Below are 21,749 nucleotides of genomic sequence, written 5' to 3'. Positions count from 1 at the left end.
AACGCTGACCGTCATCGCTGACCGATACCGAAGCTGCGGCAGAATCGACGGATGGGTGGAGGCGATCTGTTCCCGCGCGAAGCGGAGGAGGTCGCTCCGGGCGCGGTGCACCTGCCGGACCGGTTGTCCGAGGAGGAGCAGCACAAGCTGCTGGCGGCGTGCCGGGAGTGGGCGAAGCCGCCCGCCGGGCTGCGCACAGTGCGGCTGCCGAGCGGCGGCGAGATGTCGGTACGGCAGCTGAGCCTGGGGCGGCACTGGTATCCGTACGGCTATGCGCCGACCGTCGTCGACGGCGGCGGCGAGCCCGTGAAGCCGTTCCCGGGCTGGCTGGGGGAGTGGGTCACGGGCCGCGGTGGACGCCGCCGCCGAGATGACCGGGGAGCCGGTGTACGGCGCGGGGCCCTGTGCCGTCCCGTACGACATCGCGCTGGTGAACTTCTACGGCGACGGTGCGCGTATGGGCATGCACAGGGACAGCGACGAGCGCTCCACCGCGCCCGTCGTCTCGTTCAGCCTCGGCGACGCCTGCGTCTTCCGGTTCGGGAACACCGAGGGGCGGGGCCGGCCGTGGCGCGACGTGGAGCTGCGCAGTGGAGACGCCTTCGTCTTCGGCGGCCCCGCCCGGCTCGCCTACCACGGCGTACCCCGCACCGAACCCGACTCGGCACCGCCCGCCCTGGGACTGCGGGGCCGGGTCAACGTCACGGTCCGGGCGTACTAGGGCGCGTCCAACGGATCGAGGTTGCGCCCCGAAGGGGCGCGGGGAACTGCGCGAGCAACCACAACGCACCGGCAGCCCGCAAGCGCCGGATAGGGGCATCCCCTCACCGGGCCAACGGAGAGTGTCCGGCGGACCGCGGCAGGGGGACGCGCCCCGAAGGGGCGCGGGGAACTGCGCGACCAGCCACAACGAACCCGCAGCCCGCAGTCGCCGGACAGGGGCACCCCCTCACCGGACCAACGGCGAGGCCCGACCAAGATCCGCCGGACACCCCCCCACCCCCCCTGAGCCCGCGTACCAAATACACGCGGGGCGCCCCCAGTTGAGCGGGCGCCAACTGTCAAGCGGAACCCCTCCCGTTTCACTCTTTGGGAGCTGGCGAACCATGGCGAATCCGTCGTGCGAGCCGGGCCGCGGGCGGCCCGCGAGCTAGCGTGACCACGGCGTCGACGCCCCCGCTGCCTCTCCAGCCCTGTCTCTTCGACTTCTCACCTGCCTCAACTCTCCCGAGGAACCCATGGCCGAATCCCCGAGCTACGCGGCACCGAACGGAATCGGAGCATCCCATTCCGCTTCCCTGGCCGTCCCCCCGTCCGAGCCTGCCGGGGGAAACGTCCCCGCACGGCGGCGGCACGGCAGGACCCGGGCGCAGGCCCGGGCGCGCGAGAACGCGGGTGACGCGGCCGTACGCCGCCACCAGGTGGGGCTCGCCGTCCTGCCCGCGGGGCTGGTCGCGGCCACCGGCGCCGTCGTCGTCGGCTGTGTGCTGGCCGACCGGGACGGCACGCGCCCGATCGGCGCCGCTCTGTGGGCCGTACTGGTCGTCGGGGCGCTGCTGGTGTGCGGGGTGCTCGGCACGGCGGGAGTGCTCGCCGCGGCCGAAGCACGCGGAACGGCGGCACGCTGTGCGGCACTCCGGCAGTCGCTGGTACGCGGGCAGGCCGAACTCCGTTCCATGCTGTGGGCGTTGCGGCACGGTGAACGCCCCGTGACCCGCACCCGCGCACCCGAGGCCCGGCCGGTCGGCGACGCGCTGGACCAGCTCGGCCACCAGGCCGCGCTCGCCCAGTGCGCCGCGGAGTCGGCCGTCGTCGAGACGGTCGCGCTGATGGCGGAAGCACGCGGCGGCGAGGAGCGGAACCAGGTCTTCCGTAACCTCGCGCGCAGGCTCCAGTCCCTGGTGCACCGGGAGATCGAGCTCATCGACGAGCTGGAGCGCGAGGTCGAGGACCCGGAACTGCTCAAGGGCGTCTTCCACGTCGACCACATCGCCACCCGCACCCGGCGGCACGCCGAGAACCTCGCCGTACTCGGCGGCGCCGCCGCGCACCGCCAGTGGACCCGCCCCGTCCCCCTCTCCGAAGCGCTGCGCTCCGCCGTCGCGGAGGTCGAGCAGTACACCCGGGTCCAGCTGGTGCCGCCGATCGAGGGCACCGTGCGCGGGCACGCGGTCGCCGACGTCATCCATTTGCTGGCCGAACTCATCGAGAACGCCACGGTGTTCTCCGGGCCCGACACCCAGGTGCTGGTGCGTACCCAGCGCGTCACCGCCGGGATCGCGGTCGAGGTCGAGGACCGAGGGCTCGGGATGGACCCCGGCGTACAGAACCGGCTCAACGCGGTGCTTGCCGAGCCGGGCCGTAACGCCGTCCCCGAACTCGTACGGGACGGTCGCATCGGCCTCTACGTCGTCTCCACGCTGGCCCGCCGCCACGGCATCGTCGTCCAGTTGCAGAGCAACATCTACGGCGGAGTGCAGGCCGTCGCGGTACTGCCCCAGCGCGTGCTGGGCCGCCCCCGCGACCAGGACACCTCCCTGCCGCCCGAACCCGCTGCCCACCCCGACGACGAGCTCACCCCGGACACCGGCCCGCAGACGGGACCGGGGGCGGCCGCCGTGGCCGGCGCGGAGGAGGATCCGGGCGAGGTCTCCCGGCCCGCCCCGGAAGCAGCTCCGGGCTCGGGGCCAACTGCTGGTTCGGGGGCAGCTCCGGGTTCGGGGGCAACTGCCGGTTCGGCGGCGACTCCGGGTCCGGCGGCGGATCCGGGCTCTGCGGCCGGGCCCGATCCGCGGCCGCGGGCCCGGGCACGCGGGAAAGGGCGCGGGCCGGCGACCCCGTTGCCGTTGGGGTCACCCGGGGCCCACCCGGAGGGCGAGGCCGAGGCGGAGCGTCCGCCGCTGCCGGTCCGGGGTCGCACCGAGCAAGCCACCCCCGAGCGCGCCGCCGCCCCATCGCGGCGCGGTGACGGCAGCCCACCAGAAGTGGGGCGCGACACCAGGCCGATGGCCGCCGCGTTCCGACGGAGCAGCAGCCTGGCGGGCGACACCGGCCGGTCGGCGCCCCGCTGACGAGGGTGGTCGTACGGCTGTGCCGCGGCACGCGCGCCCGCCACGAGAAGAGCGGAACGGAGAATCGCGGCGAAGGCCCCGAACGGCCGGCAGCGGAACTCCGGTCGCCGCGGCAACGACTCATCCGCGGCGGCAACCACTCATGCGCGGCGGCAACCACTCCTGCGGCGCGGCGCCGCTGCACAAGCACCTCCTTCACGCGCACCGCACCTCCCGCTACGGTTACCGCCTGCGCGCGGGCGCCGTAATCCGCGCGCGACAGCGAAAGCGGCAGCCGCAGCACAGCGGAACGATCGGGAGAGGGGCCGAGAGTGGCGGAACGGCGGGACGACTTCACGACCGTGGCGGACGGGACACCGGTGGCGACGTACACCTGGTTGCCGGAGGGTGACGTACGCGCCGTGGTCCAGATCGCGCACGGCGCCGCCGAACACGCGCTGCGCTACGACCGGTTCGCCCGTCGGCTGACGGCGGGTGGCTACGCCGTCGTCGCCTCCGACCACCGGGGGCACGGGGCGACGGCGACCCACACCGGCGGCTACGGCGCCGTGGGTGCCGAGGGTTGGCGGGCCACTGTCGACGATCTGAAGGAGATCGGCGACCGGGTCCGCGCCCATATGCCCTCCGACGCCCCGTTCTTCCTCTTCGGTCACAGCATGGGCTCTCAACTCGCCCGGGACTACGCCCAGGAGTTTGGCGAGGGGCTGTCCGGTCTCGTACTGTCGGGCACGTTCCGCTCGCTGCCGGGATGCGAACCCGAAGGCGCCGTACGCCAGCTGGAGCGGGAGATCGCCGAGCGGGGCAGGGACGCACCGTCCGACTTCACCGCCGTGCTCTTCAGCTCCTTCAACGACCCCTTCGAGCACCGCACCGGTTTCGAGTGGCTCTCCCGCGACGAGGTCGAGGTCGACATCTACGTCCAGGACGAGCGCTGCGGCTTCCCGTTCAGCGCGGGCCTGTCCCTGGACTGGGTGCTCGGCTCCCGCAAGATCAACGACCCGGAGCAGTTCGCCCGCATCCCGCGCGAACTGCCGGTCCATATCGCCGTCGGCGACCAGGACCCGTGCAACCAGGGAATGACGCTCGTCCACGAGCTGCTGGAGGACTTTCGCTACCTGGGCACGCACGATCTGAGCTGGCGTGCGTACGAGGACGCGCGGCACGAGATCCTCAACGAGACCGTCCGGGACGAGGTCGAGGCCGATCTGGTGGAGTGGTTCGAGAGCCATCTGGACCTGGCTCCCTAGCCACCGGTGGACCTGGCTCCCTAGCCACCGGGGCGGTCGGCCGTCAGCCCGCCGTCGCCCACTCCTTGGCGAACTCGCCGGGCGAGGACGGACGTGCGTAGTACCAGCCCTGCGCCGTGTCGCAGCCCAGGTCACGCAGCTGGTCGGCCTGGCTCTCGGTCTCCACCCCCTCGACGGTGACGGCGAGCCCGAGCGCGTGGGCGAGCGAGACGATGCCCTCCACGAAGGTGAGATCCACCGGGTCGGCCGGGTGCTGCTGGAGGCCCTGGGTGAAGGAACGGTCCAGTTTGAGTGTGGTGGCCGGGAGCTTGCGCAGATTGGCCAGGTTGGAGTAGCCGGTGCCGAAGTCGTCCAGCGCGATGTCGACGCCGATCTCGGCCAGTTGCCACAGTGGCTTCAGCTCGTCCTCGTCCGCACCGATCAGCGCGCTCTCGGTGACCTCGAGGCACAGCGACGACGGCGCCACCCCCGCCGACTCCAGTACGGCGATGGTGTCCGGCACCAGGTCCGGATGGTGCAGCTGCCGGGGGGAGAGGTTGACGTTGACGCGCAGCGGCTGCCCGCCCGCCCAGGTGCAGGTCTGGGCCACGGCCTGCTCCAGCACCCAGCGGCCCAACGGCACGATGAGACCGGTGTGTTCGGCCAGCGGAATGAACCGGTCCGGGCCGAGCCTCCCGTGCACCGGGTGCTTCCAGCGCACCAGCGCCTCGGCACCGTCCACACTGCCGTCGCTCATCCGGATCAGCGGCTGGTACTCCAGGAAGAACTCGTCCCGCTCCAGCGCGGCGGGCAGCCGGTTGGTGAGGCTGTGCCGGTCTATGGCGCGGGCCTCGGAGTCCGGGTCGGCCAGCTCGTAGCGGCTGCCGCCGGCGTCCTTGGCCCGGTACATGGTGATGTCGGCGCTGCGCAGCACCTCGGCCGGCTCCAGCTGCCCCGAGGCACCCTCCACGATGCCGATGCTGACCCGGACGGACAACTCGCGGCCGTCCACCGAGATCGGGGTCGCCAGCGCCGCCAGCAGGGCCCGGGCCAGACAGGTGACCTCCTCCGTGCCCTCGGGGTCGGACATGAGCACGGCGAATTCGTCACCCCCGATCCGGGCCACCAGATGCGCGGGCGCTGTGGTGCAGGACTGGAGACGCTCGCCGACCGCGACCAGCAACTGGTCGCCCACGGCATGCCCCAGACTGTCGTTGACCGTCTTGAAACCGTCGATGTCCAGATAGCACAGCCCGAACCTGCTCACCCCGTTGCCGGGCGTCAGGATGCGGTCCAGGCGCTCGGCGAACAGGGTGCGGTTGGGCAGCCCGGTCAGCTCGTCGTGGGTCGCCTCGTAGCGCAGCCGCAGATGCAGCAGGCGGCGCTCGGTGATGTCCTCCATCAGGGCGAGCTGGTAGCGGGGTTCGCCCTCGGCGTCGCGCAGCAGGGAGACCGTCAGATTGGTCCACAGCACGGTGCCGTCGGGGCGCTGGTAGGGCTTCTCCACCCGGAAGTGGTCGCGCCGCCCTGCGGCCAGCTCGCGGTGCAGCCGCCAGACGTCCGGGGCGTCGTCCGGGTGCACCCAGTCGTTGATGTTGCGGCGGCGCATCTCCTCCTCGGAGTGCCCGAACATCCTGGCGAGGGCGCCGTTGGCGTCGCGCAGCCGGCCGTTCATATCGGCGATGCCGATGCCGATGGTGGCGTCCTTGAACACGGCGCGGAACCTGGTCTCCGAGGCGTGCAGGGCCTCCTCGACGGCCGTCTGCGCGGCCAGCGCGGCCCGCGAGAGGGCTTCCTGCTCGGCCAGCGTGCGCTCCTGTACGGCGAGCGTGAACCCGGCGGCGATGGCGTGCTGGAGCCGCGCGCAGCGCGAGCGGGCCTCGTCGACGCCGAGCGCGCCCGGGGTACCGGCGTAGAGCACCAGATACGACTCGACGACGCCGAGGATGTGCGGCAGCGCGTCGGGGCTGGTGCAGTGCGCCTGCTTCACCAGCACCTCGCCGACCTCGCGGCCGGGTGCGGGGCTGAACGGGTAGGCCTGCAGCGCCTCTCCCAGCATGCCGGCCAGCGGATGGAGGAAGTCCTCCAACTCGGCGCGGGAGAGCGAGGTCTGGGTGGCCGGATAGATGGCGCGGCTCCAGATCCGCGCGAAGCGGCGCGGCCCGTCCTCGCCCTCCGCCACGTCGGTGGCGCTCGCCGTCGGGCTCGAATGCCCCTTATGCTCCTCGGGCTCGTCCTGGGAGGTCACGCGGCGAGTCCCGCCTTACGGCCCACTCCGGCGAACCCGCTGAAGACGACGGGGTCCTCGTGCTCCATGGGACTGTCGGGGCGCCAGTGCGGCAGCGCGACCAGACCCGGCTCCACCATCTCGAACTCCTCGAAGAACTGGGCGATTTCGTCCTTGGACCGGATGATCAGCGGGGCGCTCGCGGTGCTGTAGACCTCCTGCAGGGCCTGGCCGCCGTCGCGCACGGGTCCGCCCTCCGGGGATCCGTGGGAGAGCACCAGCAGGCTGCCGGGCGCCAGGTGACGGGCCAGCTCCGCGACGCACTTACGGGGTTCGTCGCGGTCCTCGATGAAGTGCAGCAGCGCGACGAGCATCAGCACCAGCGGCTTGTCCAACTCCAGCAGGTCCTCGACCTCGGGGCTCTCGAGGATGTCCTGCGGCGAGCGGAAGTCCGCCGAGACGATGCCGACCCTGCTGTCGCCCTCCAGCACCGCGCGGCTGTGCGCGACGGCCACCGGATCGTTGTCGACGTAGACGACCCGTGCGCTGCGGTCCAGGGCGTGGGCCACCTCGTGGACGTTGCCGAAGGTGGGGATGCCCGAGCCGATGTCGAGGAACTGGGTGAGCCCCTCCTGGACGGCGAAGCGGATCGCCCGGCGCATGAAGGCACGGTTCGCCTGCATGATCTTCGGAAGCCCGGGCCACGCCTTGATCGCCTGCCGTGCCGTCTCCCTGTCGACCTCGAAGTTGTGCGAGCCGCCCAGGTAGTAGTCGTACATCCGCGACACGCTCGGCACAGTGAGGTCGATTCCCTGCGGGGCCCAGGGGGGACGTTCCATCGAGGGGTCTCCAGCTCGCTTCATTCACCGGGGAGTTCCGGTCGGGCCCATGAGGCTACTGACCGAGAAGCGGCGCGCGGAAGGAAACAGCGTTACTGGGGCTGGATCTTGCCTGGGCCTTGACAGCACGTCCGGGAGGTATCGGGGCATAGCGCATCGCGAGGCCCATGATTTAATCGAGCCAATTGCGAATCGGTTGCAAGAGCGATCGTTGTTGAACAAGGAGTGTGCCACAAGATGACTGCCCGGACGGTACGGACAGCCACCGCGATGGCGACCGCCGCGGTCGTCCTCGCGGGGGCCGCCGCGTGCTCCGCGCCCGGAGAGGGTGCCGGTCCTGGCGGCGGCACGGACTCCCTCACGGTAGGTGTGGCGCAGGAGCCGGAGACCCTCAGCCCGCTGCTGGGCTACGGCAAGGAGGGCAACTCCAAGATATTCGACGGCCTGCTCACCCACGACGCCAAGATGCACCTGAAGCCCGCACTCGCCACCCGCCTGCCCAAGGTGAGCAAGGACGGCCGGACCTACACCTTCGACCTGCGCAAGGGCGTCACCTTCAGCAACGGCAAGGCCTTCACCTCGAAGGACGTCGTCTACACCTACGAGACGATCCTCGACAAGAAGACCAACAACGCCTCCAAGGGCGAGCTCGACGCCGTCGACAGTGTCCGGGCCGAGGGCAAGCACCGGGTCGTCTTCCGGCTCAAGTACCCCTACGCGGCATTCGCCGAACGCACCGTCCTGCCCATCGCCTCACAGGCCGTCGCCTCGAAGACCGACGTCAACACCGGCTCCTACAACACCAAGCCGGTCGGCACAGGACCGTACGTCCTCACCAGTTGGCGAAAGGGCGAAAAGCTCAGCTTCAAGGCCAACCCGCACTACTGGGGCGGCAAGCCGAAGATCAAGCGCTTCACGGTCGCCGTCATCGAGGACGACGACGTACGCGCCACCCGGCTGCGCTCCGGCGACCTGGACGGTGCCATCCTCCCGCCCAACCTGGCCAAGGCGTACGAGAAGGACGAGGAGAAGCGCACCTTCAGCGCCAAGACCGCCGACTACCGCGCCGTGACCCTGCCCAGCGGCAACCCCGTCACCGGGGACAAGGCCGTCCGCCGCGCCCTCGACCTGGCCGTCGACCGCAAGGCCATGGTCGCCTCCGTCCTCAACGGCGCCGGCAAGCCCGCCTACGGCCCGCTGCCCACCGACAGCCCCTGGTTCACCAAGGGCACCGAGCGCCCGCACGACCTCTCCCGCGCCAAGAAGATCCTCGACGCGGCGGGCTGGAAGCCCGGCAAGGACGGCATCCGCGAGAAGAACGGCAAGCGCGCCGCGTTCACCCTCTGGTACTTCTCCGGCGACAAGCTCCGCCAGGACCACGCCCTCGCCTACGCCTCCGACGCCAAGAAGGCCGGCATCGACGTCAAGGTCCAGGCCGGCAGCCGCGAGGTGGTCCGGCCCAAGCTGAAGCACGACGCAATGCTGATGGGCAACGGCTTCCCCGCCGACCCCGACTTCGACCTCTACCCGACGCTGCACTCCTCGCAGATCGGCGACGGCTGGAACAACCTCGGCCACTACCGCGACAAGACCGTGGACGAACAGCTGGACGTGGCCCGCCGCAGCCGCGACGCGAAGGTGCGCAAGACCGCCTACGACAAGGTCCAGCGGGCCCTCGCGAAGAACCCCGGCTACACCTTCCTCACCCACATCGACCATGTGTACGTCATCGACGACAAGTGGCGCGGCCTCACCACCCAGGTCGAACCCCACGACCACGGCATCGGCGCCGGCCCCTGGTGGAACCTCCAGGCTTGGCAGCCGGAGAAGTGAGTTTGCGCCTCAACAGCCCTCTGCGCTTGGGCAGTCTGCTCCCCCAAGCTCTTCGAGCAGGGGGTACCCCCAGGCGCAGGGTGGGCAAGCGCAGCACCGACCACCGGGCCGCAGACGAAGGGCGCCCACCGAAGGATGCGGTGTACGGCCGTCGCCCCGGTGCGGCCCGCTTGTGCCCACCCGTTCCGCCCCTGCGGAACGATTGCCCACAAGCGGAATCCGCTGTGCACCAGCGATGGCGCGCCGTCGCGCGCATGGTGGGGCGGCGGGTGCTCGCCGCGATACCCGTGCTGGCGGCGGTCACATTCGGGGTGTTCGCCGTTGCCGCCGCCTCGCCCTTCGACCCCGTACAGCAGTACGCCGGCTCGGCGGGCCTCAACGCCTCGCAGGAGACGCTGGACCAACTGCGCGGCAACCTCCACGTCGACGGCCCGTTCCCACAGCGCTGGTGGGACTGGCTGACCAGCGCGCTGTCCGGGGATCTGGGGGACTCCACCTCGCTGCGGCAGCCCGTCTCCCAGGTCATCGGTGAACGGCTCGGCTGGTCGGTGCTGCTGTGCGCGGTGGGCTTCGCCTTCGCCGTCCTCGTCGGTACGGCCCTCGGCGTTGCCGCGGCTCGCCGCAGGGGCGGCGTCCTGGACCGGACGGTCACCTCGCTCGCCTACACCCTGGAGGCCGCACCGCCGTTCTGGATCGGGCTGCTCGGAATCTGGCTGTTCGCCGTCCAGTTCGACGTGCTGCCGGCCGGCGGGCTCACCGACTCCGGCAGCGACCTGGTCACCGCGGGCGCACTGGTGCGCCACCTCGCCCTGCCCGCACTGGTGCTGGGCATCTCCCAGGTGCCGTGGTTCCTGCTGTACGTACGCCAGGGCGTCGGCGACGCGCTGGAGGAGGACGCCGCGCGCGGGGCCCGGGCACGGGGGCTGGCCGAGCGCACGGTGCTGCTGCGGCACGCGCTGCGCTCCGGGCTGCTGCCGCTGCTGACACTGGTCGGCTCGCGGGTGCCCGAACTCATCACGGGCGCACTGCTGGTGGAGACGGTCTTCAGCTGGCCCGGTATCGCCTCGGCCACCGTCAAGGCCGCCACCGCGACGGACTTCCCGCTGCTGGCGGCCCTCACCACTCTGGCCACAGTCGCGGTGCTCGCCGGGAACCTGCTCTCCGACCTGCTGTACGGACTGGCCGACCCGCGCGTCGCCCTGGAGGAGATGTGAGCGCCGTACTCAAGGGCGTCCCCACCCGGGGAGCGGGGACAGGCCGCGCCCTGCGGGTGCGTGCCTCGGCCGGGGTGCTCGTGGCCGTGCTCGCGGCGGTGCTCCTGGTGCCGCTGCTGTTCCCACTGGACGAGCAGGCCGTCGACATGGCCGCCAAGCTGCGAGCGCCCTCGCCCGCCCACCCGTTCGGCACCGACGACGTGGGCCGCGACGTACTGCTGCGCTGTGTGTACGGGCTGCGGGTCTCGCTGCTCGTCGGCGTGGTCGCCGCGCTGGCCGCGACCGTCATCGGTACCGCCGTCGGCGCGGCCGCCGGTGCGGCGGGCGGCAGGGTGGACCGGATGGTGATGCGTGTCGTCGACGTCTTCTCCTCCGTACCGCATCTGCTGCTGGGCATCTTCATCGTGGCGATGTTCCGCCCCGGCGTCTGGCCGGTGGTCGCCTCCGTCGGGCTCACCCACTGGCTGTCCACCGCGCGGATCGTCCGTGCCGAGGTGCTGTCCCTGCGCTCACGGGACTTCATCGACGCCGCCGTCTCCGGTGGCGCCTCGCGGTGGCGGGTCGCCGTACGCCATCTGCTGCCCGGTGTACTGCCGCAGGCGGGGCTGGCGGCCGTGTTGATGGTGCCGCACGCCATCTGGCACGAGTCGGCGCTGTCCTTCCTGGGCCTCGGACTGCCCACCCATCGCGCGAGCCTCGGCAACATGATCGAGAGTGCCCGTGGCACCCTGCTGGCCGGCGACTGGTGGCCCACGCTCTTCCCCGGCCTGTTCCTCATCGTGCCCACTCTCGCCATCGCGTCGCTGGCGGGCGTGTGGCGGGAACGGATCAACCCGCGGCGCCGATCGGAGCTGATGCTGTGAGCGGGGAGAGTGCAACCGTGCGCACACTGCTGCGGGTACGGGAGCTTTCCGTGCGCTTCCGGATGCGGCGCGGCCGCGAGATCGCCGCCGTCAGCGACGTCTCCTTCGACCTGGCGGCGGGGGAGTGCCTGGCGCTGGTGGGAGAGAGCGGCTGCGGCAAGTCGGTGCTCGCCTCCGCACTGCTGGGGCTGCTCCCGGCCAACGCCAGCACCAGCGGCAGCGCGCTGCTGTACGGCCCCGGGCAGGACACCGGGCTCGATCTGCCGGCCGCCGACGAGGCCACCCTCGCCCGCACGGTGCGCGGACGGCTCATCGGTCTCGTACCGCAGAGCCCGGCGGCCCATCTGACCCCCGTCCGCACAGTGCGCTCCCAACTCGCCGAGACGGTACGGGAGCTGCGCGGGGTGCGGGGCAAGGAACTGGCCGAGGCGACACTTGCGGCAGCCGCCCGGGCCGCCTTCCCCGCGGACCATCTCGACCGCTATCCGCACCAGCTCTCCGGCGGGCTCGCCCAGCGGGCCGCCACCGCGCTGGCGCTGGTCGGCGACGCACCACTGCTGCTCGCCGACGAACCGACCACCGGACTCGACCGCGACCTGGTGCAGCGCACCGTGGACGAGCTGCGCACCCACACGGACGACGGCCGGGGCCTGCTGCTGATCACCCACGATCTGGCGGCGGCCGAGCGCGTAGCCGACCGGGTGGCGGTGATGTACGCGGGCCGCGTCGTCGAACTGGCCGAAGCGCGGGACTTCTTCGGCGAGCCCGGCCCTCGCCACCCCTACGCCCGCGGACTGCTGGCGGCACTGCCCGAGCGCGCGTTCACCCCCATTCCCGGTATGCCGCCCGAGCTGGGCGACCTCCCGGACGGTTGCGCGTTCGCACCCCGCTGCACCCGCGCGAGCGCCGAGTGCGCCCAGCTGCCCGTACCGACCGACGGGGTGGCCTGCCACCATCCGGTCGCAGCCGGCCGCCCCTCCGCCGACGTGTGCGAGGGGAGCGGCGTATGACCGCGGCGCACCACCCCGCGCTGGAGCTGCGCGACATCACCGCGGGGTACGAGCGGCGCGCACCCGTGCTGCGCGAGGTCTCGCTGACCGTGTGCGAGGGCGAGGCGGTGGGTCTGCTGGGACCGAGCGGCTGCGGCAAGTCCACCCTGGCCAAGGTCGCGGCACTGCTGCACCGCCCGTACGCGGGCACCGTTCGGCTCGGCGGCGAACCGGCCCGTGGCTGGCGGCACCGGGCTCCGCGTGCCCAGCGCACCGCTGTCGGCGTCGTCTTCCAGCAGCCCCGGCTCGCCGCCGACCCCCGGCTCACCCTCGCCGCGCTGATCGCCGAACCGCTGCGCGCCACGGGGCGCCGCGCCGAGGCGGCGGAGCGCGTCGCGCAGCTGGCGGACGCTGTCGGACTCGGCGACGAACTGCTCGGCCGCCGCCCGCACGAGGTGAGCGACGGACAGCTGCAACGCGCCTGTGTGGCACGGGCGTTGGCGCTGCGGCCCCGGGTGCTGGTCTGCGACGAGATGACCGCGATGCTGGACGCCTCCACCACGGCGGCGCTCGTCGCCGTGGTGGAGGACTACCGGCAGCACTCCGGCGCGGCACTGCTGGCCGTCGGCCACGACCGCACACTGCTGGAGCGCTGGTGCGACCGTACGGTCGAACTGGACCAGATGGCCGTCGCCCGGGGCGGTACGGCTCCTTAGATCCGCACTCCGTGCGCCCGCAGATACGTCAGCGGATTGATGTCGCTGCCGTAGGCCGGGCCGGTGCGGACCTCGAAGTGCAGATGGGGCCCTGACGAGTTGCCCGTCGACCCGGAGCGGCCGAGTTGCTGCCCCGTCTCGACAGCCTGCCCGGAGCGCACCGAGATGGCCGACAGATGGCCGTACTGGCTGTACTTGCCGTCCTTGTGCCGCACCACCACCTCGTACCCGTAGGCGCCGCCCCAACCCGCGGAGACGACCGTGCCGTTGGTGACGGACTTGACGGGAGTGCCGGTGCCGACAGGGAAGTCGACGCCTGTGTGGTAGCCGGAGGACCAGCTGCCGCCCGACGCACCGTACGGGGTGCCGGGGCTGACGCCGGCGACCGGCGCGGTGGCGGCGGAGGAGGGGGCCCTGTGCTTGGGGGCCGGTTTCGGAGCGGCCGGTTTCGGCGCCGGCTTCGGCTGCGTCTTGGGGGCCTGCTTCTGCGGCGCCTGCTGCTGCGACGACGGTGTCTTGGCGGGGCGTTCGGACCTGGTGGGCTGTGACTTCTCGCGCTCCTCGCCCTGCGGGGCGCCGGTCACGCTCAGCCGCTGGCCGGGCATGATGAGGTCCGCGTCGTCGCCGATAGTGGCGCGGTTCCCGTCGTAGAGCGAGCGCCAGCCACCCGAGAGGCCCAGCTCATCGGCGATGCTGGAGAGAGTGTCGCCGCTGACCACCTCGTAAGTGGTCTGCTTCTTGCTGCGTTCGGCTCTGGCCCGGTCCGCCTTGGCCTTCGCCGCCCGAGCCTGCTCCGCCCTGGCTTTCTCCGCTTGCGACTGCTCCGAGTCCGACTTCTCGGCCTTGTCACCCGACTGCCCGGCACCGGCCCGCGAACCGCCCGCAGGGGCGCCGCCAGGATCCGCGTCGCCGCGCGAAAGCCCCGCCCGGGGCCCGCAGTTGGGCCAGGCGCCCGGCCCCTGGCCCTTCAGTACCTTCTCGGCTATCGCTATCTGCTGGGCCTTGGTGGCCAGGTCGGCCCGCGCGGCGTAAGCAGTACCGCCGTATGCCTCCCAGGTGCTCTGGGTGAACTGGAGCCCGCCGAAGAAGCCGTTGCCGGTGTTGATGCTCCAGTTGCCGCTGCTCTCGCACTCGGCGACCTTGTCCCACACGTCTGTGGGCGCTGCCTCTGCGACTTGGGCCCCGACGAGGGGCATGGCTATCCCCGCGCCGCCCGCGGTCACCTTCAAGGTGGCGCGCGAGACGGCGCGTGGCTGATAGCGGCGGTGGCGTCCACGTATGGACATGGGGGGTACCTCCGTTGATTCGCTGGTCAGCGGCCCACGGAACCGTGGCCCGGGATTTACAGGTCCAAGCCCCGCTCCCTCGCGAGGCGATGTGCTGCCTGGTCGGCCACGGACTCGTCCAGATACACCTCGCACGCCAGCCGACCGCTGCCGGTCATGTTGTGCTCCAGCTCGTACAGGCTGACCTCGGTGCCGTCGGCGAGCAGAAAGGCGTGCTCGTAGACCGAGCACCACACCTGGCAGTCGTCGGCGTGCACCCGTGGCCCGGGAACGTGCATGATGTGGTGCCCGAGCGCCGAGGAGAGCAGCCGCAGCGTCTCCTCGCCCGGCCGGTCGGAGTTCTCCGCCCGGCGCAGCAGCCTGCGGGCGTGCTCGGCCGAGTCGCCCTCCGGGTACTCGCGGCGCGGATAGGCCGTACCAGGAGCTCCGGTGAGGAAGTCGAACGAGAGCGACCCGCGGCCCGCGCCGTCCGGTTCGCCCTCCTCGCCCATCCGGCGGTGCACCCGGCGTTCGGAGCGGCGCAGCGCCTCCGCGTCGTCGTACACCTCGTGCAACTCGCCCGCACCGTCGGGGCTGTCGTAGCACAGCTCCCACAACAGCAGGCTGCTGCCGTCGGCGAGCAGGAAGACATGGCGGAAACTGCTGCATCGCAGCGCGGGCAGCGGGGAATTGCGGTGCCGCCAGCCGTACAGCTCGACCTGGAACATCACAGCGCTGCGTAGCCGGTCGAGCACCTCGTCGCGGACATCGAAGGGATTCTGGGCGCGGGCCAGCAGCTCTTCGAGGTGGTGCACAGGCGTCAGGTGCGCTTTGTCGCCCATCGCGGAACCCTCCCGGCGTGCAGCAAACAACCGACCGTCCCCGCGCGCACACACCGTAGCGCCCACACCGTGGCGCGGGGGAGGAGTTGGTGGAATTCCGCTGCGGGAAACCCTTCGGCGAAGCGTTTTTTCAGCCGAATCCAGGCGATATGCCAGAGGATCGTCGGGGGTGAGCGGCGTGCCAGCGGGAACCACAGGTACGACGAGCCGCGGCTGAAGGGCCTCTGAAAGGAGGCAGTGGTGACGACACTGCCCGTCGGATACGAGTCCTACTGGATGCTCTCGGCGGCGGGAGCACCGTGCCCTCCACTGCCGCCCGACAGCCGGATCGAGGTCGACGTCGCCGTGGTGGGCGGCGGCATCGCGGGCCTCTCGGCGGCCTGGGAGCTGGCCCGCGCGGGCCGCAGCGTCGCCGTGCTGGAGTCCGACCGGCTGGCGGCCGGCGTCACCGGGCACACCACGGCCAAGCTCTCCGCGCTGCACGGGCTCACCTACAGCTGGCTGCGGGCCAACCGGGGTGCGGAGGAGGCACGGCTCTACGCCGCCTCGCAGCAGGGCGCCGTCGACCATCTGACCGCCGTCAGCGAGCAGTTGGGCGTCGACTGCGAGCTGGAACGGGTGCCCGCCTACACGTACGTCGAGTCGGCGGACCATGTGGACGAGGTGCGTGCCGAGGCGGAAGCGGCAGCCGAGGCCGGGCTGGCCGCCTCGTTCACCACCGACACCGGGCTGCCCTTCGGGGTGCGCGCTGCCGTACGCGTCGAGAACCAGGCGCAGTTCCACCCGCGCAAATACCTGCTGGCCCTGGCGGACGACATCTACCGGCACGGCGGGCTGCTGTTCGAGCGCACCCGCATCGTCGCGCTCGACGAGGGAGAGCCGTGCCTGCTCGGCGCGGAGAACGGGGGCGAGGTCGTCGCCCGCGACGTGGTGGTGGCCACCCACTACCCGGTCTTCGACAGGGCGCTGATGTTCTCCCGGCTGGAGCCGCGCCGGGAGCTGGTCATCTCCGCGCTGCTGCCCGAGGACGAGGACCCCGGCGGCACCTACCTCTCACCGGAGCGCGGCACCCGCTCGGTACGCACCGCGCCCTACCCCTTCGGTACGGGGCGGCGGCTGCTGATCGTCACGGGGGAGAAGTTCACCCCCGGGATGCCGGGCATCGGTTCGGTCGGCGCCCGCTACGAGCGGCTGGCGGCCTGGACGTACGAGCGCTTCCCCAACGCCCGGCTCGCCCACCGCTGGGCCACCCAGGACAACGAGACCACCGACCGCGTGCCCTACATCGGCCGCTTCCACGCGGGCACCCAGCACGTCTACGTCGCCACCGGCTTCGGCGGCTGGGGGATGAGCTCCGGTGTGCTGGCCGGGCAACTGCTGGCCGCGCACGTCACCGGTGCGCCGCTGCCGCCGTGGGCACGGCTGTACGACCCGGTGCGGCTGCGGCCCCGTGAGGCGCCCGCGCTGCTGCGCCTCCAGTCGGCGGTGGCCCGGCGCTTCGTCGGGGACCGGCTGCGCCCCAGCTACGTCGACTCGGTGGACGAGATCCCGCCGGGGACCGGAGCCATCGTGCGGGTGCGGGGACGGCGCTGCGCGGTGCATCGCACGACCGAGGGCGAGCTGCGCGCCGTCTCGCCGCGCTGTACGCACCTGGGCTGCCTGGTGCGGTTCAACGACGCGGAGTCGGCGTGGGAATGCCCGTGCCACGGCTCGCGGTTCGGCACCGACGGCTCGGTCATACAGGGTCCGGCGACCCGGCCCCTGGAGCAGCGGGACCTGGGCGAGGAGTGAGCCCCGCCCGGCGTCCCGCCGCCCTCACAGCCAGTCCGGGTCGGTGTCCAGCGCGACGGTGTCCAGCGCCGCCAGCAGGTCGAACTGCGGGGCCGTACGCGGCAGTTCGGCGCGGAAGAAGTACCGCGCCGCCTGTCGCTTGCCCTGCAGGAAGGCATCGTCCCCGGCGTCCGAGCCGCTGGACAGAGTGGCGAGGAACTGTCCCAGCCAGATCCACGCCACCACCACGTGCCCGACGGCCTCCAGATAGGCCGTCGAATTCGCCAGCGCCACCGCCGGATCGCCACCGCCCCACAGCCCTCCCGTCACCGCGGTGACCCGCTCCCAGTACGCGCGCAGCGTCGCCGCCAGCTCGGCGGCCTCGCCGCCCGCCGCTACGGCGCGCTGGAGCGTCTCCTGTACGGCGTCACCCAGCGCCCGCAGTCCGGCCCCGCCGTCCTGCACCACCTTGCGGCCCAGCAGGTCCAGTCCCTGGATGCCGTGGGTGCCCTCGTGGATGGGGTTGAGGCGGTTGTCGCGGTAGTGCTGCTCGACGTCGTACTCGCGGGTGTAGCCGTATCCGCCGTGCACCTGGATGGCGAGGCTGTTGGCCTCCAGGCACCACTGCGACGGCCAGCTCTTGGCGATCGGCGTCAGTACGTCCAGCAGCAGCCCGGCCCGTGCCCGCTCCTCCTCGGTGGCGGCCGAGCGCTGCTCGTCCACCAGCCGGGAGCAGTACAGCAGCAGCCCCAGCGCGCCCTCCACATACGACTTCTGGGCGAGCAGCATCCGGCGTACGTCGGTGTGCTCGACGATCGGGACCTGGGGCGCCGTGGCGTCCTTGCCGCCCGCCGTCAGCGGCCGGCCCTGCGGCCGTTCGCGGGCGTAGGCGAGGGACTTGAGGTAGCCGGTGTAGCCCAGCGCCATCGCGCCCGCGCCGACGCCGATGCGGGCGCCGTTCATCATGTGGAACATATACGCCAGTCCGCGGTGCTCCTCGCCCACCAACTGGCCCACCGCGCCCGGTTCACCGCCGGGGCGGTGGTGTACGCCCTCACCGAAGTTGAGCAGCGTGTTGGTGGTGCCCCGGTAGCCCATCTTGTGATTGAGCCCGGCCACCACCACGTCGTTGCGCTCACCGAGCGTGCCGTCCGGCTCGACCAGGTACTTGGGGACGATGAACAGCGAGAGCCCCTTGACGCCCGCCGGGCCACCGGGGACGCGGGCGAGCACGAGGTGGACGATGTTCTCGGACAGCTCGTGGTCGCCGCCGGAGATCCACATCTTGGTGCCGAACAGCCGGTAGGTGCCGTCCTGTTGCCGCTCGGCACGGGTGGTGACATCGGCCAGCGAGGAGCCGGCCTGCGGCTCGGACAGGCACATGGTGCCGAAGAAGCGCCCCTCGAGCATCGGCCGTACGTAGGTGTCGACCTGTTCGCGGGTGCCGTGTGCGCACAGCAGGCGCGCGTTGCCGAGGGTGAGGAACGGGTACGCCGATGTGCCGACGTTGGCCGCCTGGAAGTACGAGAAGCAGGCGGTCGCAACGGTCTGCGGCATGCCCATGCCGCCGAACTCCTCGTCCACGGCGGCCGCCAGCAGACCTGACTCGGCGAACACCCCCAGCGCCTCGGACACTTCCTTGACGGTGTGCACCCGCTCACCGTCGAACCAGGGTTCCTCCTGGTCGTTCTTCTTGTTGTGCGTCGCGAAGTGCCGGGTGGCGATCCGCTCGCTCAGCTCCAGGGCGTCGTCGAAGGTCTCCCGGGAGTGCTCCGCGTAGCGTGCGCGCCGGGTCAGCGACTCGACGTCCAGCCAGTCGTAGAGCTGGAACTCGAGGTCCCGGCGGGAGAGCAGCAGCGAGGGTGAGGGCATGACGGTGGTCCGATCCCCGGAGGCAGCGAGCATGGAGCGCTCCGATTCTAAGCGCTTGCTTATGGTCGCTCCGGGGGTCTTCCCTGTCAACGGCCCGCAGGCCGAGCCCGCGTCACGGCTTCCGCGCCACCCCCGCGTACAACGTCAGGGTGCCCTTGGGCAGTCCGCCGTCGGGGTCGGTGTCCGGGCGCCACAGATGGGCCTGGGTGATACCGGGATCGAGCAGCTCCAGTCCGTCGAAGAACCCGGCTACCTGCGTACGGCCCCGGGGCACCAGGACCGTGCCGCTCCGCTTGTAGATGTCGACGACCGCGTTGATCCGATCGGCGCTCTCCTGGTCCGGCACATCGGCGATGCCGTGGCTGAGCGACAGGAAGCTGCCGGGCGCGAGGCGGTCGAGCAGTGTGCGCAGTATCCGCTCGGGGCCCTGCTCGTCCGGGATGAAGTGGACGAGCGCGTTGACCGAGACGGCTACGGGGAGCTCCAGATCGAGCGTGTCGTGCAGTTCGGCCGCCTCCAGCACGCTCTCGGGCCGGGTCACATCGGCGTGCAGATAGGTGGTGCGGCCCTCCGATGTGCTGTGCAGCAGTGCCTGTGCGTACTGGAGCACGATGGGATCGTTGTCGGTGTAGACGACCCGGGCTTCCGGGGCCACCGACTGTGCCACCTGGTGGAGGTTGGGTTCGGTGGGGATGCCGCTGCCGATGTCCAGGAACTGCCGCACGCCGTACTCGGCCGCCAGGGTGCGGGTGACCCGGACCATGAAGTCCCGGTTGGCGCGGGCCGCGGTGACGATCTCCGGCAGCCTGGCGACCACTGCCTCGGCAGCCCGCACATCCGCCTCGTAGTGGGTCTTGCCCCCGAGGTAGTAGTCGTACATGCGCGCGGAGTGCGGTTTGGCCGTGTCGATCGGCGGTGCGCCGTCCCGCTCGGACATCGCGGTTCCCCCTTGGTGTTTCCTGTCGTGGTCCTGGTCAGGGCTTGCGGGCCACACCGGCGAGCATGCTGGGACGGCCGTCTTCGAGCTCGGTGGCCCGGCCGGGCTCCGGGCGCCACTCGTGTGCCATCACCATGCCCGGTTCCACCAGCTCCAGCCGGTCGAAGAAACGGCTGATCTCGGCGCGGTTGCGCAGCCGGAGCGTGGTGCCGCCCTTCGCGTAGATCTCCTCCACCTCACGGCCCAGCGCCTCCAGCGTCGGATCCCCGATCTCCGACGTGGCGTGCGAGAGACACAGATAGCTGCCGGAGGGCAGCCGCTCCAGCAGACCGGAGAGGATCTCGTACGGCCCCAACTCGTCGGGGACGAAGTGGAAGAGCGCGTTGACCGAGAGGGCCACCGGGCTGCCCAGGTCGATCGTGGCGTGCAGTTCATCGGAGTCGACGATGGACTGCGGCTTGGTGGCGTCCGCCTGGAGGTAGGCGGTGCGGCCCTCTGGCGTGCTGTGCAGCAGTGCCTGTGCGTACTGCAGCACGATCGGGTCGCTGTCGGTGTAGACGACCCGGGCTTCCGGGGCCACCGACTGTGCCACCTGGTGGAGGTTGGGCTCGGTCGGGATGCCGCTGCCGATGTCGAGGAACTGCCGCACCCCCGCCTCGGCCGCCAGCCACCGGGTGGCCCGGATCATGAAGTCCCGGTTCGCACGCGCCATGGCCCCGGCGAACGGCACGGTCGCGATGACCGCCTCGGCAGCCTGTACGTCCACCTCGTAGTGGGTCTTTCCCCCGAGGTAGTAGTCGTACATCCGGGCCGAGTGCGGCTTGGTCGTATCGATGCCGGGGAAGTTCCCCTCTGCGGTCATGCCGCCTCTCCGTTCTCCGGGTCCAGGTCGTGGCGGTGCCGTCAGTCGGAGGCCAGCAGGAAGTCGGCCACGCCCTGCTTCGCGCCCCGGAGGAAGGTCTCGAACTCGTGGGTGGTGTAGATCAGCGCCGGACCTTCCGGGTCGGTCGACTGACGCAGCGCGACCCGGCCGTCGCCGAGCTTCATCGCTTCGACGCAACTGCCGCCGTTGGTGCCGCTCCAGGGCTTCTGCCAGCCCTCGGTACCGAGGTGCTTCGCAGGCATGCCGTTGTATATGTGTGGGGGGTGGCCTGAATGACCCATGCTTCAGAACTCCTTGCGGATCTCACCGAGGACAGCCTCGGTGTGTGGTACCGGCGCGGCTTGCGCGCCCATACGGTCCAGCACCTCCAAATAAGCGGCGGTGTCCGGACGCTGGTCCAGGTACGTGGCGCCCGTCAGGCTCTCCGTGTAGACGATGTCCGGGAGTTCCGGAATCTCGAAACGGAAGAGCTGGAAGGGCCCGAACATGCCGGGGTGCGCACCTGAGGTGAACGGGATGATCTGCAGCGTGATGTTCTGCTGCTTGGACAGCTCGATGAGCCGGTCGATCTGCTCCCGCATCACCGCGGGCGAGCCCACATGCCGACGCAGCACCTGCTCGTCGAGTACGGCCCAGAGGACCGGCGCGTCGGGGTCCTGGAGGAGCCGCTGGCGCCCCATCCGCAGTTGGACCCGACGATCCAGTTCCTCCTCGTCGGCCGAGGGGAATCCGGTGCGCAGCAGAGCGCGCGCATACTCCTCGGTCTGTAGCAGCCCCGGGACGCAGTGTGGCTCGTAGGCCCTGATCAGGCTGGCCTCGCCCTCCAGACTCACGTAGAGGCTGAACCAGGAGGGCAGTACGTCACGGAAGCTGTGCCACCAGCCGGGCCGGTTCGCCTCGTCCACCAGGGACAGGAACGAGGCAGTCTCCTCATCGGAGAGCCCGTACATGCGCAGCAGCTTCTCGACGTACGGTGGCTTGAGACCGACCTCCGCCTTCTCCATACGACGCACCGTGGTCGTGTTGACACTGAGTGCGTACGCGGCTTCGGCGAAGGAACAACCCGCCCGCTCGCGGAGGTCGCGCAGACGTAGACCGAGCACTATCTGCCCCACAGTCGGTGCGGAACGAGCCTCGGCCACTACTGCCTCCTTGACTGCCTCCCCTGGCGGACCCTGGCGTCAGCAGTGTGCCATGGCTCC

General features: G+C 71.3%; 17 protein-coding genes and 1 pseudogene. 9 read left to right on the top strand and 9 right to left on the bottom strand.

From position 1 onward, the window contains the following. Window positions 1-51: 51 nt before the first annotated feature. The 3 genes and pseudogenes from ACQEU8_RS06095 to ACQEU8_RS06085 all read left to right on the top strand — a co-directional run bounded on the left by ACQEU8_RS06095 (window position 52) and on the right by ACQEU8_RS06085 (window position 4,318). Window positions 52-721, top strand: a pseudogene (locus ACQEU8_RS06095) (alpha-ketoglutarate-dependent dioxygenase AlkB family protein). 517 nt (window positions 722-1,238) lie between these two features. Then, window positions 1,239-3,071, top strand: coding sequence for an ATP-binding protein (locus ACQEU8_RS06090; RefSeq protein ID WP_433097601.1), 1,833 nt, complete (start codon window positions 1,239-1,241; stop codon window positions 3,069-3,071). 311 nt (window positions 3,072-3,382) lie between these two features. Continuing rightward, complete coding sequence (locus tag ACQEU8_RS06085; RefSeq protein ID WP_433097599.1) at window positions 3,383-4,318, top strand: alpha/beta fold hydrolase; 936 nt, start codon at window positions 3,383-3,385, stop codon at window positions 4,316-4,318. A 43-nt stretch (window positions 4,319-4,361) separates the two neighbouring features. Here ACQEU8_RS06085 and ACQEU8_RS06080 read toward each other — a convergent pair whose 3' ends face one another. Together ACQEU8_RS06080 and ACQEU8_RS06075 are read right to left on the bottom strand one after the other, a co-directional pair. Beyond that, window positions 4,362-6,545: a putative bifunctional diguanylate cyclase/phosphodiesterase gene (locus ACQEU8_RS06080; RefSeq protein ID WP_433097597.1), complete on the bottom strand. Its 2,184-nt coding sequence runs from the start codon at window positions 6,543-6,545 to the stop codon at window positions 4,362-4,364. After that, on the bottom strand, window positions 6,542-7,363 hold the full coding sequence (locus ACQEU8_RS06075; RefSeq protein WP_433097595.1) for an SAM-dependent methyltransferase: 822 nt from the start codon (window positions 7,361-7,363) through the stop codon (window positions 6,542-6,544). The genes ACQEU8_RS06080 and ACQEU8_RS06075 overlap by 4 nt, the downstream gene beginning before the upstream one ends. Window positions 7,364-7,600: 237 nt before the next feature. On the opposite strand from ACQEU8_RS06075, the gene ACQEU8_RS06070 reads away from it, so the two are divergent. From ACQEU8_RS06070 to ACQEU8_RS06050, 5 genes are all read left to right on the top strand, one after another. After that, complete coding sequence (locus ACQEU8_RS06070) at window positions 7,601-9,196, top strand: ABC transporter substrate-binding protein (protein ID WP_433097593.1); 1,596 nt, start codon at window positions 7,601-7,603, stop codon at window positions 9,194-9,196. Between the two features lie 254 nt (window positions 9,197-9,450). Next, window positions 9,451-10,410 carry an ABC transporter permease gene (locus ACQEU8_RS06065; RefSeq protein ID WP_433102179.1) on the top strand — a complete coding sequence of 320 codons (960 nt, stop codon included), beginning with the start codon at window positions 9,451-9,453 and terminating at the stop codon, window positions 10,408-10,410. Then, the gene (locus tag ACQEU8_RS06060) at window positions 10,407-11,273 is read left to right on the top strand and encodes an ABC transporter permease (protein ID WP_433097591.1); all 867 of its coding nucleotides are present in this window, start codon (window positions 10,407-10,409) and stop codon (window positions 11,271-11,273) included. The genes ACQEU8_RS06065 and ACQEU8_RS06060 overlap by 4 nt, the downstream gene beginning before the upstream one ends. A 62-nt stretch (window positions 11,274-11,335) precedes the next feature. Continuing rightward, window positions 11,336-12,283 (top strand): ABC transporter ATP-binding protein, encoded by a 948-nt coding sequence (locus ACQEU8_RS06055; RefSeq protein WP_433102177.1) that lies wholly within the window; start codon window positions 11,336-11,338, stop codon window positions 12,281-12,283. Continuing rightward, complete coding sequence (locus ACQEU8_RS06050; protein WP_433097589.1) at window positions 12,280-12,978, top strand: ABC transporter ATP-binding protein; 699 nt, start codon at window positions 12,280-12,282, stop codon at window positions 12,976-12,978. The genes ACQEU8_RS06055 and ACQEU8_RS06050 overlap by 4 nt, the downstream gene beginning before the upstream one ends. Here ACQEU8_RS06050 and ACQEU8_RS06045 read toward each other — a convergent pair. Then, entirely contained in the window at window positions 12,975-14,264 is a 1,290-nt protein-coding gene (locus tag ACQEU8_RS06045) for a transglycosylase family protein (protein WP_433097587.1), read from the bottom strand. The genes ACQEU8_RS06050 and ACQEU8_RS06045 overlap by 4 nt on opposite strands. 56 nt (window positions 14,265-14,320) lie before the next feature. Continuing rightward, entirely contained in the window at window positions 14,321-15,085 is a 765-nt protein-coding gene (locus ACQEU8_RS06040) for a DUF6227 family protein (RefSeq protein WP_433097585.1), read from the bottom strand. A 240-nt stretch (window positions 15,086-15,325) separates the two neighbouring features. Here ACQEU8_RS06040 and ACQEU8_RS06035 point away from each other — a divergent pair, with 240 nt between their 5' ends. Continuing rightward, on the top strand, window positions 15,326-16,876 hold the full coding sequence (locus ACQEU8_RS06035; protein WP_433097583.1) for an FAD-dependent oxidoreductase: 1,551 nt from the start codon (window positions 15,326-15,328) through the stop codon (window positions 16,874-16,876). A 24-nt stretch (window positions 16,877-16,900) separates the two neighbouring features. On the opposite strand, the gene ACQEU8_RS06030 is transcribed toward ACQEU8_RS06035, so the two are convergent. The 5 genes from ACQEU8_RS06030 to ACQEU8_RS06010 all read right to left on the bottom strand — a co-directional run bounded on the left by ACQEU8_RS06030 (window position 16,901) and on the right by ACQEU8_RS06010 (window position 21,689). Continuing rightward, window positions 16,901-18,760, bottom strand: coding sequence for an acyl-CoA dehydrogenase (locus ACQEU8_RS06030; protein ID WP_433097581.1), 1,860 nt, complete (start codon window positions 18,758-18,760; stop codon window positions 16,901-16,903). Window positions 18,761-18,839: 79 nt separating this feature from the next. Next, the gene (locus ACQEU8_RS06025) at window positions 18,840-19,664 is read right to left on the bottom strand and encodes an SAM-dependent methyltransferase (protein WP_433097579.1); all 825 of its coding nucleotides are present in this window, start codon (window positions 19,662-19,664) and stop codon (window positions 18,840-18,842) included. A gap of 37 nt (window positions 19,665-19,701) precedes the next feature. Further along, window positions 19,702-20,526, bottom strand: coding sequence for an SAM-dependent methyltransferase (locus tag ACQEU8_RS06020; protein ID WP_433097577.1), 825 nt, complete (start codon window positions 20,524-20,526; stop codon window positions 19,702-19,704). Window positions 20,527-20,567: 41 nt separating this feature from the next. Further along, entirely contained in the window at window positions 20,568-20,828 is a 261-nt protein-coding gene (locus tag ACQEU8_RS06015; RefSeq protein WP_019356270.1) for a DUF397 domain-containing protein, read from the bottom strand. 3 nt (window positions 20,829-20,831) lie between these two features. Then, a complete protein-coding gene (locus tag ACQEU8_RS06010) occupies window positions 20,832-21,689 on the bottom strand; it encodes a helix-turn-helix domain-containing protein (RefSeq protein ID WP_433097575.1) in 858 nt (285 codons plus the stop codon). Window positions 21,690-21,749: the final 60 nt, after the last annotated feature.

Origin of the sequence: Streptomyces sp. CA-250714, assembly GCF_050936705.1 — a bacterium.
Lineage (GTDB): Bacteria > Actinomycetota > Actinomycetes > Streptomycetales > Streptomycetaceae > Streptomyces.
Note: the sequence above shows the minus strand (reverse complement) of the source record. Positions and strands in the feature narration are given on the sequence as shown.

Excerpts from the sequence above, each read along its gene's own strand:
- ACQEU8_RS06090 (WP_433097601.1), top strand. The coding sequence starts at position 1,239 with ATGGCCGAATCCCCGAGCTACGCGGCACCGAACGGAATCGGAGCATCC.
- ACQEU8_RS06075 (WP_433097595.1), bottom strand. The coding sequence starts at position 7,363 with ATGGAACGTCCCCCCTGGGCCCCGCAGGGAATCGACCTCACTGTGCCG.
- ACQEU8_RS06070 (WP_433097593.1), top strand. The coding sequence starts at position 7,601 with ATGACTGCCCGGACGGTACGGACAGCCACCGCGATGGCGACCGCCGCG.
- ACQEU8_RS06065 (WP_433102179.1), top strand. The coding sequence starts at position 9,451 with ATGGTGGGGCGGCGGGTGCTCGCCGCGATACCCGTGCTGGCGGCGGTC.
- ACQEU8_RS06055 (WP_433102177.1), top strand. The coding sequence starts at position 11,336 with ATGCGGCGCGGCCGCGAGATCGCCGCCGTCAGCGACGTCTCCTTCGAC.
- ACQEU8_RS06050 (WP_433097589.1), top strand. The coding sequence starts at position 12,280 with ATGACCGCGGCGCACCACCCCGCGCTGGAGCTGCGCGACATCACCGCG.
- ACQEU8_RS06045 (WP_433097587.1), bottom strand. The coding sequence starts at position 14,264 with ATGTCCATACGTGGACGCCACCGCCGCTATCAGCCACGCGCCGTCTCG.
- ACQEU8_RS06040 (WP_433097585.1), bottom strand. The coding sequence starts at position 15,085 with ATGGGCGACAAAGCGCACCTGACGCCTGTGCACCACCTCGAAGAGCTG.
- ACQEU8_RS06030 (WP_433097581.1), bottom strand. The coding sequence starts at position 18,760 with ATGCTCGCTGCCTCCGGGGATCGGACCACCGTCATGCCCTCACCCTCG.
- ACQEU8_RS06025 (WP_433097579.1), bottom strand. The coding sequence starts at position 19,664 with ATGTCCGAGCGGGACGGCGCACCGCCGATCGACACGGCCAAACCGCAC.
- ACQEU8_RS06020 (WP_433097577.1), bottom strand. The coding sequence starts at position 20,526 with ATGACCGCAGAGGGGAACTTCCCCGGCATCGATACGACCAAGCCGCAC.
- ACQEU8_RS06015 (WP_019356270.1), bottom strand. The coding sequence starts at position 20,828 with ATGGGTCATTCAGGCCACCCCCCACACATATACAACGGCATGCCTGCG.